The organism is Pseudobacteroides cellulosolvens ATCC 35603 = DSM 2933 (assembly GCF_001262605.1).
GTDB classification, from domain to species: domain Bacteria; phylum Bacillota; class Clostridia; order Acetivibrionales; family DSM-2933; genus Pseudobacteroides; species Pseudobacteroides cellulosolvens.
Map to the genome: position 1 here is coordinate 1,854,451 of NZ_LGTC01000001.1, position 19,410 is coordinate 1,873,860.

Genomic DNA, 19,410 nt, shown 5'->3' on the forward strand with positions numbered 1-19,410 from the left:
AAATAATAAAAGAGGCTGAATTAACAACCTCTTTTAGTTTAATTTTCTTTATACCATTTTTAATAAATCTTTCATGAACAAAGTTTTTATCCCATTATCATGAATGTACTGAAACATTTGCAACACTAAGTCACCTGAGAATTGCCATCCAACTGGTTCAACTCCTACAGGGCTAACATCATGCCAGTAAAATGATGGAGTTATACCACCTTCCAAACACCAATCTAAGTATGGTTTAATATCATCTACCCAAGTAGAACCTGAGCCTAGTGCTATATTTGGTAATTCCCATTTATTTGCTATTGGTAAAGATATTGGGATTCCTGTTCTATTAACTCTAGCTGCCTTGCAACCATTATCACGTAATCTTTGCATCATGGGTTCATCCCAGCATTCTCCTGCACCTGGAGTTGCAAAATAATATGCACCATCACCCCAACCTCTGTTTAGCATGTAGTCACGCATTAAAGCAAATTCATTGATTTGTGTTTGAGGGTCAGCTAAGTGCAAATCCTCTGCGTGAGTCCAACTATGATTACATAACTGTACAGTGCCACTATCAAGAGCTAAAGCATCTAATTCTGATTCAGTAAGTAAGTTTTCATTACCACCAATTATACTAGAATGTGGTATCCAAAAATTCCACTTAATCCCATACTGTTTTGCTAGTGCATGTGTGACTGTTACATTGTTTTTATAACCATCATCTGAGTGAATTAAAACTGCTGGTTTAACATATTCATTATAACTACAATCAGAAAAATATACTGTTGGTTTGTTTTCTCCAATCGCCCATACTCTATAAGAAAGTATTTCAACCCAATTCCATGTTGCCTCGTCTATGTTCTTGAACATACTTTTCGTTATTTTAAAGTGATTCCATCCATTAGATAAATTTGGCTTCGTACTGTCTGCATAGTAACTGTAATAAAGCATTTCAAATTGTGGATATGAAGAAGTTGTGGTTCGCAGAATAATCCCTATTCTATCAACTTGAGATATATCAGGAATATAGCACCATACATCAACACAGTCAAGCTCACTCATATTTTTTTGTATATATTTATCAATAATACTTAATGTACTATCAACTGGTGTAGTAACAGCTAAAGCTTTTCCATCAGCCTGATGCGAATATGTTTGGTTTGTTATCAAAGTAGGTACAGTACTGGGGGAATAATCTTCTACTGATGCGAAGTCATCCAGCACTACTTTATTTTTATAATTAATTAAACTGCTAGAGTAACAACTTTGACCATTAAAATACGCATCTGTGATGATATTGCCATTACATTTTACATCTGCAATACTACTACTATTAAATATCATCATTTTGTTATCACTCCTTAATCATGTATACAATACCATCTGTATTTTTAGTTTCAGGAAGTGCGTCATATTCAGCTTGAGTTAATATAATGATTTTTTGCAAATTGGCTAATTTCTCTCTTATTTTTGGCTGTATTCCAATTAATGTATCTGCCATTTCAAATTCACCTTATCTTTCCTTATTATCAAATAAAAAAGGGAATATATTTCAATTCCCTTAATTAATAAATTAAATTATTAAGTCTTTAAGTTAGTTATTGTTCCATGCATAAAAGAAGCTCCATGAGCTAATCCAATCTGTCCAAAAATCTGACCTGATTCTGCTGCACCTGTTTTAGCAAGTTCTTCGTAGAACAAATTACCTTTATTAGGTACTGGCTGGAATACAGGAGCAATTACAGACATATCGAATATACCAATTGTTCCTGCTGGCATAAATCTATCAAGTTGAACACCTATATTTCCAAAATCTGTTTCTATTTGTTTAATGTTTAATCCACCTATAGCCCTGTCCATGGGTGCATAACCATAAGCATTAGATATTCTTTGCTTTTGATAACCATTACAGAAAAGAACCATATTTTTGAAAGATGCTCCATTTGTAAACATTTCAAGTAATAAAGAATCTATCAATTCTTTACTTAATTCTGCACTTGCTGCATCAACTGTATTTCCTGTAGAACAAAGTTCAATCATACCTCTTGTCTTATTTGCTACACCTGCATTTGTTGCAATTTGATATGTACCATTTAAGAAAGTATAGTTAACATCACGAGCGATTTTTTCTAATGCTCTTGCTATCTGGAAATCTCTTTCAGAAGGTGCATTATTTGATGCTCCTGCTGAATTTATTCCTGAAAGTCTACCAGCATTGCTCATTTTCACATAAGAAAGTGATACCTGTTCTTGGAATATCTGAGTTACGTTTTTATCCTGTGTTTTTACATAAGATATTGCTGTTGGTGCTGTCAATGAAGCTGTTTCAGTAATTGCAGGCTGACTAGCTGATTGATGTGAATATAATGAATCTACTGGAAACTCAAAGTTTTCTGTCATCATTCCACCTGTCAAACCACCTATCATTGAAAGAAAAGGTGTGTTAATTGCATCTGCTGTAAAAAGCTCACCTGTATAATTTGGAAGATTCCATACTGTTCCTGCTGCTACGTTTGCCATATTTATCATTCTCCTCTTATTTTTTAAATTAATTATTTTTTATTTTGCAATGCAACCATTTTATTTTTAATTGCAATTGCTAAAGGCATATTTCCATTGCTCATTGCTGTTGCATATTCTGCTTGCAATGCTTGTAATTCTGAATTGTTATTACTTCCTCCACCATTTGGTGGCACATATGAATTTCCTGCTATTCTTGCTTCTACTTGCTTTTGTATATGATCATTAAAAATAGCTTCAAATGTTTCTATATTTTTATTAGTGCTTTCTAAATCAGCACCAAGAATAAAATCTATAATAGATACAGGAAGTTGTTTTTCTGTTGCTGTTTTAATAGCTGAATTAGTTAACTCTTTTTTAAAAGTCTCTTTCTGCATCTGTTCTAACTTCAATTCAAGTTCCTTCATCTTTATATCTTTGGGATCAGCTTCAGGAAAACGTTTCTTTATTTCTGTATCAATTTCTTTTTGCAAATTGTTAGTCTTCCAAGTTTCCAAAGACCCTGAAGATATGTTTTTAATTCCTCGTTAGAATCCTTATTACTTTCTATAAATGTTTTTATTTCATTAAAATCCATATTAAATCCATCCCTTTCTGCCCTCTTAACGATTAAATCCCTAAGAACGCAATAAAAATTATTTTGATATTTTTTAGTTAATATAAAAAACCACTTTGTTTATAAACAAAGTGGTCAATTTAATCTACATATTTTTCTTTCCACTTTTCATAAGTCATATCACCTTCAACATAATATGTTTTACCTTCTGAATTTCTTGCAATTCTTTCAGGTGATAATTCATCTTTAAAATATGGAATTATTGTTGATCTACAATTTGGATGACTTGGAGGATAATTTATGCCTACTTGTTTGTCAGATAATTTAAATACTAATCCATCTAAACCCTGACAAATTTCTGAAGTTAAATTGTCCAATGTGGCTACATATTCATACTGTGATACTACACCAGAAGCAATTAAACCATCTCCAAAGCTTTCATTAGAAATATGATTACTTTCAGTTCTAACTAACCTTATAGCATTGTTATATGATATATCTAATCTCTTAGATAAACGTTTTGCTGTATTTTGTCCACTATCACCACGAATAAAACTTTGTGTCAATTCAGTTTCAAGTGTACGAATTAATTTATCCTTATCCTTATAAATCCTGTCTGAATAGTTTTCACCTAACCATTGAGTTTTAACAACTTTTTCAATAGTATCAGTATTTAATTTATCAAAGCTTAATCCAATTGATAAACCTGTTTGAACTGTCCAAATACTTCTATAATAGCCATCAGAATAAATATTATTAAGTAATTTACCAGTTTCTATATTATTTTTAGAAGTTAATAATTGAATTTGATGTTCTATTTCAATTTTTAATGCTTCAATTCTTCTAACTCTAGCTCTTATACTCATATTTTCCAGCTTCTTTATATATTCTGGATTATCTGAATATAATTTAGCTTGTTTAATATATTCATCTAATGAATCCTTAAACTTACTTAATTCTGATTTGCTTAAAAGCTTTTGTGCTTCTATATAATTTATATTATTATTTATTGCATACTTTTGATAGAAAACAGATAGTTCTTTATCTATATTGTCTTTTACATTTTGGTAAGACTTTAACAATAATAAACCATATTCTTCTGCTTTCTTTTCCTGTAATATTAAATTTTGCTCTGATCTCTTAATCCAATATTCTTTATTGGGAATAGCCATTATTGACCACCACCAGTATTTGAATTGGTATTGTTAAATCCAAATTGATTATTAGTATCTGGATTTACTTCCATTTCTTGTTCTTCAAGCCATTTCTTATAAATTAATTCTGGATTATCTACATCACCAAATTTTGATAATATATGAGTTCTAGGATATATTTGTAATAGATTTGGTATAGCATTGGATAATGTTGTAATCTCTTTTGGTATATTTAATGTAAATTTAACATTTACTAATCTATAATCAAACTTTGTTCCAGTTAATTTATAATAATAATCAAAGAATAATTTTAATCTTTGTTTTAATACTTTTTCTATAGCAGATTTCATTAAACTTACTTTACATTCCAAAGCATGTAAACGTTGTCTTAATGCATCTCCACTTGTATTACTTGTAGGTGTTTTAACTTCATCAATCATAGATGCAGCACCATATACATCTTCTTTTAAATTATTTATATGATTACTTACAAATTCACCTATTTCTTTAGTAACGAATTCCATACTAGCATCTTTATTTTTACAATTTACCCAACCATTATTAACAACATCTTTATAAAATTCATCTGTATTTCCTGAACCATCAGAATCTGGTTTAATAGACATACCTTTAGAAAATAAAATTGCATTTCTATTATCATTGATTTCATTTTGGTAATTGCTAATAGAAGTATTGTAAGCATCTTGTTCAGTCTTATAATCTTCTAAATTTGCTATAGCATAATCATTAAGCCTTAATACACGCATAGGAACTTTACTAAAATTATGTTTCTTCCTGCTCTTTTCTTCACCAATCTGCAAACTAGTTACATTATAAGTTATTACTTCAGTATCAGTATAAACATCAAGGTACTTTTTAACAATACTTGAAGCTGTACCAATACTATCTATAGCATCTTCATAAAAGTGTAATCCAAGTAATACATTTTTATCTGCTGTTCCATCTTCTAAAATAAAAGCATTTAATGGATTTAAAGCCAAAGAACCAAATTCTTTATCTGCGTTTATGTAGTTAAGCTCATAACTTTCACCAAAGATTAAACAATATCTTAATAACTCTTGATTATGTAATGTTTCCCAAGTAGAGAAATTTAAATCTATTATATCTGTAACAGTTTTATCAGCATTTTTGTGTATGTAATTAACTGGATTACTTAACAAATAACTTACATATTTTTCTATAAATTCTTTATTAAAGTTCTTTACAAGAATATCATTGCTTCTCGAATCAATCCTTTTATAATCTGCATATATATCATGTAAACCAATATAATACTTTTGATATATCATTTTTGCTGCAATATTTATATTTAACTGTTCAAAACATTTTTTTATTAATTGCATCTGTTCCAAAATCTCACCACCTTACCTTCTTCTATATAGGTCACTTATCTTAAATATATCTATAGGTTCAAGAACTTCAATTTCATCAATCCTATTGTTAAATTCCGCGGTTATATCAGCTCCATCGTCATGGGCAGAAAAGTTACACCCTTGAAATTCCATAATTTGTTCTATGAATTCAGTATCTTCAGAATTGAATATAATTCTTCCATTATTAACATCACCAACAATTGTTGAAATCTTATCATCTTTATTTTTGTTTTGAGATGTATTAATAATTTCTATATCTCTACATCTTAATTCATGATCTTTACATAATTCTTCACGAATTCTAATTGCATCTGCTCCACCATAAGTATTTTTTTCAATCCATATGTGGGTAATATCTTTAAACTTTTTTAAAAGGTCTAAAGTATGTTTAATATAGGCATCATATTCTTTTCCATTTGATTGTTCAAATTTAAGAAGTTCACCTTTACGACAATATTTAAAACCATTATCAGATAATGAACCAACCAGAAATGCAAAATAGTCTTTTTTTTTACCTTTTACTTTTGTATTTGTTCCAGCAGGGTCAATACAAAGCATAGTCTTTAAGAAATTATGTTTGTTAATTTCTTCAGGTGATTCAGTTCTATTAGATTTGAATTTCTTTTCTCCAATAGTAGCTGCATCATTCATTTTTTCAGTCATGAATGCTTCTCTATTCTTCCAGTACTTAACAGCTAAATCTTCAAATCTATCCCATTTATCTTCCCAAAGTATAGGAAAATACATTAATTCTTTATTTTCTATATAAAAATCCTTTGCTTCTTGATAAGGATTATCACGTTTATTATCAAAATAAATTCTTTTACATTCCAACCATAAGCCTTTATCAAATATATCTTCAATCTTTTGTCCATCTTCAAGAATAATTGCTCTTTTTAACAATGTCTTATAATCTTTTTGCTTACATAATCTACTTATAAGACAATTACTTTTCATAATTGTACCTATAGATAAAATCTTTGTTGCTTTACCTACTTTTACACCATCTCTATATGTTGCTGTATCACCAAATTCTTCAATCTCTTTACACCATTTATCCCACTTCTTAATACTTGCTTCTTCTGTTAAAACATCTGCTTCATCCTGAAAATCATCACCAATAAAACATGTAGGTCTTATTCCCCTATAGTTCATACCTCTAACTGAAGCACCTGAAGATACTATTTGTATATCTGTACCATTAGATAATTCAATTTCTTCACTATTTACAGTGAATTTTTTAGTATCAATTAATTTACCAAATGCTTTAATTATAAATTGATTGTTTTCAAATACAGTTCTAATATTATCCATAAATTGTTTAGCATCTCTTTCTTTTTTTGCTCCAATTATAGTGAATATAGATTGTTTATAGCAATGAAGCCATATTGTCAAAGCTAAATCACACACGGTTGTTTTTGCACAACCTCTTGGAATAACCATATTACCTTTATCAAAGTAATCTTTAATAAACATTTCATCTATGAAATTCCACATTTCATAATGAACTGGTGCTAATCCTCTTTGTTTATTAGTTGGTTTTGCAACAAATATATCCTGTAAGTAATATAAACAAAAGAATTCAAAAGACTTTTGACCTAAATAATAAGCTAATCCATTTTTTCCCCATAAATTAGTACTTGTTCTTATTAATTCAGTTGCCTTTTTCTTTGCTTCAGCTTTAGGATAATTTTTTTCTTGTATTAATTGAAATGTAAGATATTTGTGAAGTGTAATTTGGTTATATCTATCATTATCAAAATTATTGTCTATCATTTAATTCACCTGTTTCTTAGGGTTCAAATCCTTAAAAAATATTATAAAAAACTGTAGAGGTAATCACCCCTGATTTTTGAGATTTCCAAAAAGAAGGGTATGGGTAGGGTATCATGTATTTTTATACACAAATTAACGTATATCAATGTATAATATACATTCTGATATGCATAAAAAAATATAATTGACATACATTAATTTATTATAATCCTTGTAACCATTGATATGACTATATTATAAGTAGTTTTTATAATATAATACAACTGAGATTATGTTGTATTGAGTTAAACTTAATATGCATTGTGTTGAATTGACTACTAATTAATTACAATTTTACTTTGTATTAAAATTAATCTTTTATTGTATCCTCTGTATTATCCCAATCTTCTATATCTTCTATAATATTACCTGCATTATCTGTATCTTCTATATTCTCTGTAACTGTAAGCTTATTTGGTATCTTCCCATTTAGTACCTCATATATGTACCTGGCTGCTTCAAGCTTAGTTGCTTCATTCTTGCCACTTTCAGCAATATTTATTATAGTATTTATAGCAATATCTAGCTTATTTTCAAACTTCTTTTCGCTACTATTCTTTAAAAAACTTTTATGCTCTTGTATCCTTCTGTCCAGTTCAGCTATAAAAGTCTTGTTCTTTTTTCGCCAATCCCATAGAGTAGTTCTTTCGACACCACAAGCAGCAGCTATCTCGTTAATTTTATAACTTCCATCTATTATCATTTCAATAGCTTTTAAATGTCTATCATCTAGTATTGGTAACTTTTCAAATCCCATATTATCACCCCAACTTATCAACATTTCATTTTAATATTCCAACATTTAAATCACTCTTACATAGACAAAATTTATTAAATACCTAGAAAAAACACTTGAATATGTTGCAGTTAATAAAAAATGTCCATCTATTTAAGTATCCTATACTTTTATTTTTCAAATACTTCAGGGTTATCCAACAAAAACATATACAATCCATTACTAAATAATTCAACTTGCTTTTCTGTCAGATCACTACCGTACATTTCATCAATGCCATGGACTATCTCATGAATAAAGGTAGCTTTCTTCTGATTATCATTAAATTTATCAGCTATATTTATATATTCATTATCATAATTGATTTGTCCATAACATTCTTTTCCATCAACATAGATATCATGATTAACCATGTTAATTGTATAATTCTTGTAGCCAATTTTCACTTCATTTGTAATTTTCATATGATACCTCATATCTTCAATTTAAAATCGCACAACAAAAAACCTCCTGTTTTCAAGAGGTTTCATTCATTATTATTTGATTGCTATCTTTTTACTTTCTTATGTTTTCTATTTCTATTCATTTGAACCGCTTCTTCTATATAATCCTTGATTATTTCCTTTTCAGGTTCTATAACATTAATTTGTTTCCTTAATTGAATCTCATCGTTTAAATATGCTATAAAGTATTTATACAAGTAATTCTTTGCAGTTATACACCTATTCGAATACATTGTAATCAATACAAAAATAAATAAAGCTATTATAAGAAAATATACTCCGGTTAATAAGATATCCAAAAATGTTTGATTTAAAGTGTTTTGAGAAATTCCTATAAGTTCACTTTTAAATTCAGGTTTATTGAAATCTGGCTTATCAAATGTTTTACTCCAATAACTATTAATTAAAGAGTTTTTAAATCCCCAATAAACTGCAGCAGCAGAAAACATAATAGAAAACATGATATTAGTTATAAAAGTTATTATCGGAAGAAAAATTTTCATGTAATCTGATTCCAATCTTAACTTATACTCTTCCAGCAATTCACTTAATCCATCTTCTTTTATTTCTTTTATTTTTTCAATGTTTTCTAACCTTATTTTATTAATGTGCTTATGCCAAGTTTCATGTTTTATTACATAATTTAAGCAATATCTGCAATATTTTAATTTTATTCTCATCCTGATGTCCCCATTCTAGAAGTTTTATTAGAATGGAATATTCTACATTCTTACAAATAATCCTTTATTATTATATAAATTTCAACAGCTAAAAACCTCTACCTGATTTTGATAGAGGTTTCAAGCACTTATAATTTTTTACTATTTATCTTCTAAATGATCTTTAACCGCATCAGCTGAAGTTCCTACTGCTTTTACAGCATCTTTTAATTCTTCAGGTGTACAATCTAAAATATCAGTCCAATTTCTTACTTCATTAGGATCATTAATATCAATTCTTTTTCCATCTAATGGTTGCCTAATTGTTTTATCATCTGGCATACAATTCACCTCCCTTCTAATTTCCTATTTCTCTATTAGGAGGGAATTTCCTGCAATTAATATAAATATTTTAATAAATATGTAAATTAAACAATATCTTCAACAAACTCTGGCTTAATTGGTTCTAAATGAATCCATTTTGTTATTCCTATTTGACTTATATACCCTTTGTTAACATCCTTATAGAACTCTGCTATCTGCTTTGGTTTGTATCCATTTATCTTAAGCCACAATATTTCAGCAATTATTTTATTTTTATATTTCGAATTAGGATTATTACTCCCTGAATTTACTTTCTGTCTTTTGATAGTTGTAGACATGTCTTTGTTGCTACTATGCTTTGAAACTTCATTCTGTGTATTACAACAAGAGCTTCTATACATCTCAATATAAAATTTTTCTAAAACACTTAAAGCTTTGTGTAAGTTTTCCTTTTCCTGAAAACTCATTTCCTTAACTTTTTTGTGTTCAGATTCATGAATTACTTCAAAAATCAATTCTTCTAAATCAAAATAATATTGCAGAATCTGTTTATTAGTATTATTATACAAACCTCTTTTCAAATAATAATTGTGCCTACTTAGTGCATCATTAATCTCTATAGCACTACCGACATAAATATACTCTTGAGAACCCTTTAATCTCATACCATATACACCAGCACAATAAATATTTCCTACAACTTTCATTTTATCATTCATAATTTGCTCCTATCTTGTCTTTCAGGCTTAGACATAACCAACTAAATTTAAAATACCTATATTGTTTTCCTCCCATATAAAAAGAAAAGAGCTGCCACTTAGACAGCTCCAAACAGGAGGATTATATTTAAAGCAGCTTTACTGCTATGAAATATCTAAATTATTTTTAATTTTTTCTTGACTATTGCATTTGAAAATGTTAGTATTATTATGCAGTATTATATCTAAATATTTATCTTAAAAAACTAATACCCTTTTGATTCTAAAAACTCACTCAAAGCCTTATATTGAGCATCTTTTAATATATATTTCTTTTGTCCTTTTCTCCATCTACAGAAATAAGGTTCATCTATATTTAAAGTTTCACATATAAATCTAGCTTTAATACCACATTCCCGTATATATTTATTTGTTCTTTCTACTAGTGTTTCATTCATAACCTCACCTTTTAACATTTAACAATTTTTTTTGTAAATAAAAATATTTTAAATATATATTGACTTTTGATTTTGGCTTTGATACAATAGAGTTGTCGATACTATATAATATAAATTATCTTGTCATATTGTAATTGACTAAAATTTGGCTCAAACCCTTTATTTTACTATGTTTTATAACTTTATTGCATAAAATAAAAAAGTGCCTTTAAGCTAGTAATATAAAGGCTTAAAGGCACTTTTTAAAATGTGGAATTTATTTCTTCTTTCTCAATTTATCTTTTTCTTTTCTGTTTTTATCGGAACACTTTTCACATCTTTTTTGGTTGTTAGATTTCTTTTTATATCTCCTACCACAACCCAAACACATAAAAGTCTTTTTATTAAGTTTTATATTGCCAACAATCACATCACCAAAAGCTGTCCATAATAAACTCTTACATCTGTCTTTATGCTTGCTGTAAACATATTTTATTAGTATGTCAACAATATCTACTATATCAATAATTCTACAATCATTATCTTTACTCACAACTGACAGTATTTCCTGTTTACATTGAGAATAAATTATACTGGATTTATTGATTATAGTTTCTTCTTCAGAATCATTTAAATTTGTATCTTTTACTTTTATGAACCATTTATTTTTAGTTTCGTTCATTTCTTCATATTTGTTAATAATTGCTTCACCATAAGTTTTATAAACTTCTGTCTCATTAATTTCAGGATTATTCATTATATTCTTGATATAGAACTTACCAATTTTACTAAAATCATAAGTAAACTCATTATCTTTAATATCCTCAAACTTTTTACAGACTTTATTAACAACACTACCATTAATTTCTTCAACTTGACTTTCTTTTTTGTTCTTAGCATATATAAAGAAATGTGGATTTTTTAGCTTATCTAGTATTTTGAATTCAATTTTTAAATCTTCAGGTATTTTAGGGAAATATTTAGTTTTAGCAGCATCAATACTAGCATTGTTTATAAAACATATTTTTTTTGCCAATGTTAAAGCATTATCATTGATACCATCAATATTCCAAATTTTAGTCAATCTATTACTATAAATACCTATGTTGCCATACTCCCATGCTAATTTCATACTTTCCCAAATAGAATCATTATTTATTTCTTCAGGCTTACCTGTACCTAATTCATAATATAATGGATTAATACCCTTCATTGCTTCTTCAGCAACTTTAGTCCAAGTGCTATCTGAAATTACTGTTGCTTCATCCCCATCTACATCATACATAAGAAGCTTTGACATTATAGTATGACAGCTTGTATAAATACAATTGGTTATAAACCACTTTTGGGTATTATCATCTATCAGATTAGTATTTATTGCATGTTCTCTATACAATGACGGACTTCTTAATATATCAAGTGTTACACCATCATCATATAACATACAACTTACTTGACCATCTTTCAATAAACCTTCAGGATTCTTATTACCTGAAATCAGATATTCTAACCATGCAAATACATCAGGGCATAAAAACATTCGTTTTGTATTTTCAATAATAAATTTACCTGCTTTTGCTTTCTTTTTTCTGCTGTTTATTGCTCCTGATAACATATCTTGTACATGATAATCATGTAACAGTTCAGGGTATAATAACAATGCATCTTGTAAAGCATTTCTTTTTCTATTTATCTTAGTTGCTCCCAACATTTCAAGCATTGTATCTGTATCATTATAAGCATCCTTTATTTCATCATATGTTGATTTAATTAATATATTAACTTCTGTTTCTGTCATATTGGTTAAACTTTGCAAAAATTGATAGTTTATTTCTTTATCAAGGAATGTATCAGGCTCTATATTAAGTTTACATGCTTCACACTCTAATTCAATAAAATAATCCTGATAAGTTTTCCAAGCAGTTTTATTACCACTCTTTTTTGCTAGGTGCTTATAGTATTTATACATCTTGAACTGTGATTTGGTGAAAATATATCTTATGTCATGCTTTTGTAAATCCCATTCAACTCCATCTAAATCACGAATAATATATTTGTTTACACTCGAACAATATTCTAGTAGTGATTTTTTGTTTACAGGTATCATTAGCCCCTTCATCCAAGGTAAACGGCATTGGAAAGCATTGTCTATTTCACTATCAGTAATATATAATCCTGCACCATCACTATGATTTATTAGAATACTTCTATTATCATTAAGTGTAATTTCAAAAGTTTTATTATCAATATAATCAACAATTCCTGTAACTTCAGTCTCAAAATCAGGAATTACTATTGCTTTAGATATATCAAATCCTTCCCATAAACTTGAAGCTGAATTTGTGAGTGCCAAGTATGTCAAGTACTTGTTCACTATGCAACCTTTATATTCTTCATCATCTATAATTTCAATATAACTATTAATATCATCAAGAATTAAACCACACATTAATTTTTTCTTAAAAGTATTAAAGGTGCTTTCTTTAATCATTACTACCTTTTTTTTGCGTAACTGTCCCGCACTTGAAGTAAATACACAATAAGTATTACCCAAATATTTAAAGCCATTTTTGACCAATTGTTCAATAATATCATAATAAACAGTTTCAATAATAAATATTTCCTCTGTCAATTCATCATACTTTAAATCAAGTGTTCTGGTTAAGAATGAATCAAATAAAGCTATTTGCTTATATACTTTAACCTTTTCTATTTCTTCACCAGTATCCTTATCTTTGTATTTAAAATATAATCTATCTCTTTCAAGTGTCCTAACTAAATCAACATTAGATTTACGTTCTTCTTCAAATTCTTTATGTAATTTTTTTATATTATCTTTACAATCTTTATATTCTTTAATACTCTTTAATTTTTTCTTATAAATACTGATTGATTTCATTTTATCGCATTTACATTTATCTTTAACTTCTCCACAATCCTCACAAATGACTAAAGATAATTTATTTTCATTATCAGAAATAGTGTCTTTATCCTTATCAGATAATCTGAATTTTTTACTTCTTTTCACATCAGCAGATTTCAAAATTGCATTAAAATACTTTTTTAATTCCTCTAATTGTTTTATTTCTTCATCAGACATTTCAGTATCTTTATTATAAGTTTTGGATTTTAAACTTTCATATAGTTCCTTCTTAACTTTATACTCACTTAAACTTTCAGTGATTATTTCAAGCATACTTAATTTAGTATGTTCCTCAATAAGTTTTTTATATTTCTTTGTTTCCAGATACTTTTTATTTAATTCGCTCTCTTTAGAAGTGTAAAAATCCTTTACATCAAGCATAAATAGTTTAACCTGTTTATTCATCATACTATATAAAGTCCTCCTATTATTTGATCCCTTATTATTTGAATTTTATTTTATAATTTTCATAATTACCTGATTAAAAGTCAAAGTCAAAAGCCTAACGCGGGGCAAAGAACGCCCCTTGTTTGGTCTTTGGGAGAAAGGCACTCCCAAATCCCATCAATATATTTATTTTTTATATTTTATAAATTATTGAATAATAATATTGATTAATGATTATAATTAATATATAATAAATTTCATCAATAAGTATTTTACTTTTTGTTTTATTGTTGTGCTCACATATAATAAAGATAAGATGTATTAAATTTTTCAAACGCTCACTATCACTACATTTCAAGTTTTTTTGAGGTCGCAAAATCTGACTAATAGTATGGTTTTTGGTCGGAAAACCTGACTCATCAAAAATACTTCTCCATTACTTTGAAAGCATATTCTGGTTCACTATCACCATAAATTATTTTTGGATTAATACATATTTCTTTTTTGTTCGAATCTATATCTTTTTCAATAAATATCAGAACATTTTTACCATCTGCCAATTTAATCTTCTTCAATTCCTTTTTGAGCTGAAATAGATACTTCTTATTATATCCAAGAATTGCAGCCAAATTGTCTAAAGTTAAAATGTTTAATAGTTCCAGGTTTTGCTCATCTGGATTAGTACAAAGTATATTCCAGTACCTATTAATAAATGGAATTAACATAAATATAATTCCTAGTTGTTTATGATTTTTTACAGGAGTATTTTTATATAGATGCTGTATTGCATCAATATAGATCCTTATATAATTCCTTTTCAAAATAAATTTCTTATGTTCAGCAGGAAATCCCTTAAAAAAATGTGCTTTGTTTAAGTAGAGCTTATCTTCTTTTTCTTCTATTATTTTTAATTTCACTATCTTATTATAAAATGTGTAGAACGTTTCTTTATGTAGCTTTAAAACTAACTGATTAAGATTTTGTTTTGTTAATACTGTTCTATTATCAAAGGTTAATATTCCTTCATATGTAACAAATGATGCAAGATATATTAATCGAGTTAGATCTGCCTGAGTTAAATCTTTTTTTGATTTGCAATATCTATAAATCATGAAAATAAAACTTCCACTTATTTCTTTGTTGTAATCTTTCATAAAAAAGACTTTATTTTCCTTTTGTAAGGCCTTTTTTTGCTTATCTCTTAATTCAGCTTGTTTGTGTCTATCTTTTTCTGTTAAAATTATTGGTTTATCATCTTTAGTAAATTCTGTTCTCTCTCCTGTTTCTGCATCTATATATATTCCTGCTAGATTATTATCCATTTAGCTCCTCCCATCAATTCACTTTATTTAGTTTCTTAGTTGAATAAGAATAACCCCTTAGTTCTCTATCTCTTTTTCTCTTTATAGCATTGGCTATTGCCGTTTCTTTTTCTTTTTTTAAAATTTCATAATCAGCATCTTCAAGCTCACGAATCTTTTGATAATATATGGCATAATTTTCATACATCCTTCTAAAAATGCCTTCTTTAAGCCTTAAAAACTGATATTTATGATAGAAAATACATTCATTTATTTCATTCATACGAATTGTATGTTCATTTAAATCTATTATACTTGCTAAAGAATTCGTACTTTTAGTTCCTAGATTTCCATTATTCTTTTTATATATAGTAACTGCATTATTTGTTTCCATATAATATATCCTCCTGTTAATAGTTCAGTAAGGACTGCCCCTTAAAGATAGTCCTCCTGATTTAGATTTAATTTGTTTAAAGGTTTGTAAATGGAGGAGCAGAACATAATTCTGCTCCTAACAATGAGCTTTTGAATTTAATTATTGTCTTTCTTTTTCTTTAATTTTTCTTGTCCCCAAGGTGTTTCAGCATTTCCTTCAATTACATCTTTTATTGCATTTCTTATTTGGTTTTGACTCATACCTTTTACTTCTTCTTGTACTATTTCATTTGAAACTTTATTAAATATAGCTTTAGCTTCATCAAAAGTAATATTAAATTCACTAGCAGCTTCATTAAGAACTAAATCATCATGTTTTGAAGGATAATAAGCTCCATCCCTTTTTATGTAATATTTCCATTTTGTATCACAGAATTCATATACTTTCTTTTCATTTATATCTATTATCATCTTTAAATACCCTTTCATTTTTAAATAATCTTGTTTTTTTATTAGTAACTATGCTATAATTTCATTACGAAAAATTTTTCTTGATGCTTTAAAGTGTTGGTAGCACTTTAAAGCTTTTATTTTTTGTGCAGGACTTCTAATTTGTAGTTGTATCATCAACTTATCTCCTCTCTATAAAATTTATATAAGTTCCAAATTGGAATCATATTCAATTAATTAATAATTTAGAGCCTTTATTTTCTATAGCCTTAAACACTACTTCCCCGTCATATTTAACATCCTTATATTCAGTTATGTAGAACTTGAAACCAGCATTTAGATTAATATTTAATGCTTCAAGTGTTTTTATTACTTCTTCAGCTTTCTTTTGTGAATATGAAGATATATATCTTCGATCATTATGACCTGTAGAGCCGATAAAAAACCACCTAGTTTCAGATTCTTTGATAAAGCAGTTTTCATCAATAATTGTATTAGTAGTTGATTCCATAATCATATAACATGTGTTATCTTTCACACCCTCAACAACTTTAAAACTATGTCCTAAATTCCCTACATTATTATGTAACATTAATTTCTTTACCGCATCTTTTGCAATTTCTTCTGTAGCATATCCTCTTTCTGGTTTCTTAGTTGGGTTATAGTAGAATGTTTTACCAACCTTTTTAATGCCATCTTTAAAGGTATACATGTTGTTCTCGTCCTGAATTAGATATTGTTCCATAATATTGACCTCCTGTATTTATCATTTAATAATATTCTATAAATATAATATACCAATTATATTATAATGTCAATATTATATTTGTTATATTTAATATTTTTTTATATATTCCTATATTATATAATACTATAATATATATAAATTATATCTTGACATTTAATATAGTTAATATTAATATTAAAATATAATAGTTATAGGAGAGTGTTATAAGGTGCTTAAACCAAAAATATTAATAAATGAGCATATCCGAAACAGAATCACTGAAGAACGAATAAAAAGCGGAAAATCTGGAATTGCAATATCAAAAGACATTGGAAAATCAGATGCATGGGTATCATTATTAGAGAATGGTAGAATTTTATCTGTAAAATCATCTGATTTAATTAATTTATTTAAAGAATTATTATCTATAAACGAGGAAGAATCTGAAAAATATATTGAAGACTTGATTAAATCAAATAGTAAAGAATCATCTATTTCTGATAATAATCATAATAAAGAAAAGTTAAATATTTATGATAAGCCTAAAGACTTAATTAATGAAGACAACTTCAAAAAATTTGTAAAGGATATAAACGCTGGTCTAAAGTTTGCTTTTAAAAATAACGAGGAATATACATTCAATCAGGTTGTTCTTTTTACAAGGAATATGCATTTTGATCTAGGTTTTATGCTAGCATTAATGAGCTTTCCTTACTACAAACTGGATAAACTTGGTTTCGAGGATAGACAAAATTTTTTAGAGAAAGTATATGAGCTAATCAAGGACTTCAGCAATACAACTGATGATGATGAGTTAGAAATTGAATTTAATAAGTAGTGCAAAAATAAGAGGAGCAGTTACTGCTCCTCTTATTTTGCTCCCTTTAACTTTATTTATATGTAATTACATCTTACATTTACTGTTTTTTGTCTTTTAACATCTCTTTAACAAAGATCTTTTTCATTTTAACATAATTATCTTCTGAAATTAATTCTTTTTTTACTGCTTCTCTTAATAATCCAACTCCGATAGCTATACCAATAGTAGTTGATATGTCACAATTTAATTTTTCAATTTCTTCTCTTTCCTCTTCAATATCTAACATTTTAAGCATTATCTCCTTGTGGTATTTGCATTTTCTTTATAAAACTATTTTTCATTTTTATATATTGCTCCCTATTTATTATATCTTTATGTAACATACTTTTTAAAATTCCAATACCAATTGCAATATCAATAGAATATTTATTTTTTCTATTTCTTTAATTTCATCTTCACAGTCAGAACTTAACATATGTGTTTACCACCTCTTCTCCTTACGATAGCTCTCCAATAATATCTTACAAATATCATCAGATACTTTATCAATATCTTCCTTGCCGTTAAATCTCAATTCAACCCACATTTTGTATTTTTCATTGTATCTTATAAATCCATATGTATTATCTTCATATGTAAGCTTTTTATATTTATTATTCAAAAATAATACTTCTTCTTCTTTTATAATTTTTTTATTTTCTTCTTCCATCCGGGGATCACCTCTACATCAAATAATCAATTTTGGTATCCACAGAATCTACACTTATAAAAATCCATTAAGAATTCCATATTGATACCAAATGGTATAAAATTAACTTCACCACACTTCTGACATTTATATTCTGTTAAAGCTTTATAAATAGCCTCTCGTATAGCCTCATCATGTTCTTCTTTATTATTATTCATTTTTACAATCACCTTCATAATTAAAATTACTCATGAGTTATGTAAATTATATACCGAAATTTGTCGAATTTCAAGTAAAAAACATCGATATTTAAAGATATTTATACTATTACTTAGATATTAAGATTTATTTTGCCCATATCACGTTATTTGATAAATTTTATATTAATAATCATTAAATTTAAGGTTTTACTATTTTGTTACCAAGCCGCTGAAATGAAGTATTTGAATCTGATGAATTCTTTGTAATATTATTTCATTTGTTTAATTGTGCTAGATTTAACGAACACTATTATACATTTAAGGGTAAAAATGAGTGAAAATCGATGATAAATATTATTTTAATATTCATAGATTAAGATATCGTATTTTATTGTGATAGCTGAGACAGAAAAGAGGGGAAAATTTCTAATAAAAATAACAGGTATATATAAATTCACCTGTTAAAGTTTATAAAAGATTTATATTATAATTGTTATGCTCTAAATATCAATATTTTCAAATGCTTTTCCTATATCATCACTTATAGAATCTTTATCGTATTCTATCTTATATATTAGATCCGAAATCATTTCTTTTAATTGAACAACATTTGTGGCTAAATAGCCATCCATTTTTACATTAGTTATCTCGTAAATTCTTCCTCGCTCTAAGTCACTTAGTTTATTTTTAATATTATCAATCTCATGACTATATTTTTGTGAAATATCGATTACCTTATTTGCCATCATGATTCCTCC

General features: G+C 27.4%; 24 protein-coding genes. 1 reads left to right on the forward strand and 23 read right to left on the reverse strand.

Annotated features, from left to right (window positions below; genetic code table 11):
* Positions 1-48 precede the first annotated feature (48 nt).
* The 19 genes from Bccel_RS07590 to Bccel_RS07670 form a co-directional block, all read right to left on the reverse strand.
* The gene (locus Bccel_RS07590) at positions 49-1,332 is read right to left on the reverse strand and encodes a polysaccharide deacetylase family protein (RefSeq protein WP_036945461.1); all 1,284 of its coding nucleotides are present in this window, start codon (positions 1,330-1,332) and stop codon (positions 49-51) included.
* Between the two features lie 7 nt (positions 1,333-1,339).
* The gene (locus Bccel_RS30160) at positions 1,340-1,486 is read right to left on the reverse strand and encodes a hypothetical protein (protein WP_154673515.1); all 147 of its coding nucleotides are present in this window, start codon (positions 1,484-1,486) and stop codon (positions 1,340-1,342) included.
* 80 nt (positions 1,487-1,566) lie between these two features.
* On the reverse strand, positions 1,567-2,505 hold the full coding sequence (locus tag Bccel_RS07595; protein ID WP_036945462.1) for an SU10 major capsid protein: 939 nt from the start codon (positions 2,503-2,505) through the stop codon (positions 1,567-1,569).
* 32 nt (positions 2,506-2,537) lie between these two features.
* On the reverse strand, positions 2,538-2,978 hold the full coding sequence (locus tag Bccel_RS07600; RefSeq protein ID WP_050753251.1) for a DUF4355 domain-containing protein: 441 nt from the start codon (positions 2,976-2,978) through the stop codon (positions 2,538-2,540).
* The gene (locus tag Bccel_RS32020; RefSeq protein WP_276326219.1) at positions 2,951-3,082 is read right to left on the reverse strand and encodes a hypothetical protein; all 132 of its coding nucleotides are present in this window, start codon (positions 3,080-3,082) and stop codon (positions 2,951-2,953) included. The genes Bccel_RS07600 and Bccel_RS32020 overlap by 28 nt, the downstream gene beginning before the upstream one ends.
* 119 nt (positions 3,083-3,201) lie before the next feature.
* Positions 3,202-4,233: a minor capsid protein gene (locus Bccel_RS07605; RefSeq protein WP_081927243.1), complete on the reverse strand. Its 1,032-nt coding sequence runs from the start codon at positions 4,231-4,233 to the stop codon at positions 3,202-3,204.
* Positions 4,233-5,579 (reverse strand): phage portal protein, encoded by a 1,347-nt coding sequence (locus Bccel_RS07610; RefSeq protein ID WP_242857069.1) that lies wholly within the window; start codon positions 5,577-5,579, stop codon positions 4,233-4,235. The genes Bccel_RS07605 and Bccel_RS07610 overlap by 1 nt, the downstream gene beginning before the upstream one ends.
* A gap of 21 nt (positions 5,580-5,600) precedes the next feature.
* Positions 5,601-7,385, reverse strand: a complete 1,785-nt coding sequence (locus Bccel_RS07615) for a terminase large subunit (RefSeq protein WP_036945464.1) — start codon at positions 7,383-7,385, stop codon at positions 5,601-5,603.
* 349 nt (positions 7,386-7,734) lie between these two features.
* Positions 7,735-8,181 carry a phBC6A51 family helix-turn-helix protein gene (locus Bccel_RS07620; RefSeq protein ID WP_036941504.1) on the reverse strand — a complete coding sequence of 149 codons (447 nt, stop codon included), beginning with the start codon at positions 8,179-8,181 and terminating at the stop codon, positions 7,735-7,737.
* 149 nt (positions 8,182-8,330) lie between these two features.
* Positions 8,331-8,624, reverse strand: a complete 294-nt coding sequence (locus Bccel_RS07625; RefSeq protein ID WP_036941502.1) for a hypothetical protein — start codon at positions 8,622-8,624, stop codon at positions 8,331-8,333.
* An 83-nt stretch (positions 8,625-8,707) separates the two neighbouring features.
* Positions 8,708-9,343, reverse strand: a complete 636-nt coding sequence (locus Bccel_RS07630) for a hypothetical protein (RefSeq protein WP_036941501.1) — start codon at positions 9,341-9,343, stop codon at positions 8,708-8,710.
* A 141-nt stretch (positions 9,344-9,484) separates the two neighbouring features.
* Positions 9,485-9,664 carry a DUF3606 domain-containing protein gene (locus Bccel_RS07635; RefSeq protein ID WP_036941499.1) on the reverse strand — a complete coding sequence of 60 codons (180 nt, stop codon included), beginning with the start codon at positions 9,662-9,664 and terminating at the stop codon, positions 9,485-9,487.
* 86 nt (positions 9,665-9,750) lie between these two features.
* Positions 9,751-10,365, reverse strand: coding sequence for a GIY-YIG nuclease family protein (locus tag Bccel_RS07640; protein ID WP_036941498.1), 615 nt, complete (start codon positions 10,363-10,365; stop codon positions 9,751-9,753).
* A 245-nt stretch (positions 10,366-10,610) separates the two neighbouring features.
* Entirely contained in the window at positions 10,611-10,802 is a 192-nt protein-coding gene (locus Bccel_RS07645; RefSeq protein ID WP_036941496.1) for a hypothetical protein, read from the reverse strand.
* Between the two features lie 256 nt (positions 10,803-11,058).
* A complete protein-coding gene (locus Bccel_RS07650; RefSeq protein ID WP_036941494.1) occupies positions 11,059-14,112 on the reverse strand; it encodes an RNA dependent RNA polymerase in 3,054 nt (1,017 codons plus the stop codon).
* 398 nt (positions 14,113-14,510) lie between these two features.
* A complete protein-coding gene (locus Bccel_RS07655) occupies positions 14,511-15,413 on the reverse strand; it encodes a hypothetical protein (RefSeq protein WP_036941493.1) in 903 nt (300 codons plus the stop codon).
* 13 nt (positions 15,414-15,426) lie between these two features.
* Positions 15,427-15,786, reverse strand: coding sequence for a hypothetical protein (locus Bccel_RS07660; RefSeq protein ID WP_036941492.1), 360 nt, complete (start codon positions 15,784-15,786; stop codon positions 15,427-15,429).
* Between the two features lie 137 nt (positions 15,787-15,923).
* Entirely contained in the window at positions 15,924-16,238 is a 315-nt protein-coding gene (locus Bccel_RS07665; RefSeq protein WP_036941491.1) for a hypothetical protein, read from the reverse strand.
* Positions 16,239-16,446: 208 nt separating this feature from the next.
* Complete coding sequence (locus Bccel_RS07670) at positions 16,447-16,962, reverse strand: hypothetical protein (RefSeq protein WP_036941490.1); 516 nt, start codon at positions 16,960-16,962, stop codon at positions 16,447-16,449.
* 211 nt (positions 16,963-17,173) lie between these two features.
* Here Bccel_RS07670 and Bccel_RS07675 point away from each other — a divergent pair, with 211 nt between their 5' ends.
* On the forward strand, positions 17,174-17,782 hold the full coding sequence (locus Bccel_RS07675; protein WP_036941488.1) for a hypothetical protein: 609 nt from the start codon (positions 17,174-17,176) through the stop codon (positions 17,780-17,782).
* 79 nt (positions 17,783-17,861) lie between these two features.
* Here Bccel_RS07675 and Bccel_RS07680 read toward each other — a convergent pair whose 3' ends face one another.
* From Bccel_RS07680 to Bccel_RS07695, 4 genes are all read right to left on the reverse strand, one after another.
* Complete coding sequence (locus Bccel_RS07680) at positions 17,862-18,050, reverse strand: hypothetical protein (protein ID WP_036941487.1); 189 nt, start codon at positions 18,048-18,050, stop codon at positions 17,862-17,864.
* Between the two features lie 195 nt (positions 18,051-18,245).
* Positions 18,246-18,473, reverse strand: a complete 228-nt coding sequence (locus tag Bccel_RS07685) for a hypothetical protein (protein ID WP_036941483.1) — start codon at positions 18,471-18,473, stop codon at positions 18,246-18,248.
* Positions 18,474-18,499: 26 nt separating this feature from the next.
* Positions 18,500-18,670: a hypothetical protein gene (locus Bccel_RS30165; protein ID WP_154673466.1), complete on the reverse strand. Its 171-nt coding sequence runs from the start codon at positions 18,668-18,670 to the stop codon at positions 18,500-18,502.
* Positions 18,671-19,152: 482 nt separating this feature from the next.
* Positions 19,153-19,401 carry a hypothetical protein gene (locus Bccel_RS07695; protein ID WP_242856995.1) on the reverse strand — a complete coding sequence of 83 codons (249 nt, stop codon included), beginning with the start codon at positions 19,399-19,401 and terminating at the stop codon, positions 19,153-19,155.
* Between the last annotated feature and the right edge of the window lie 9 nt (positions 19,402-19,410).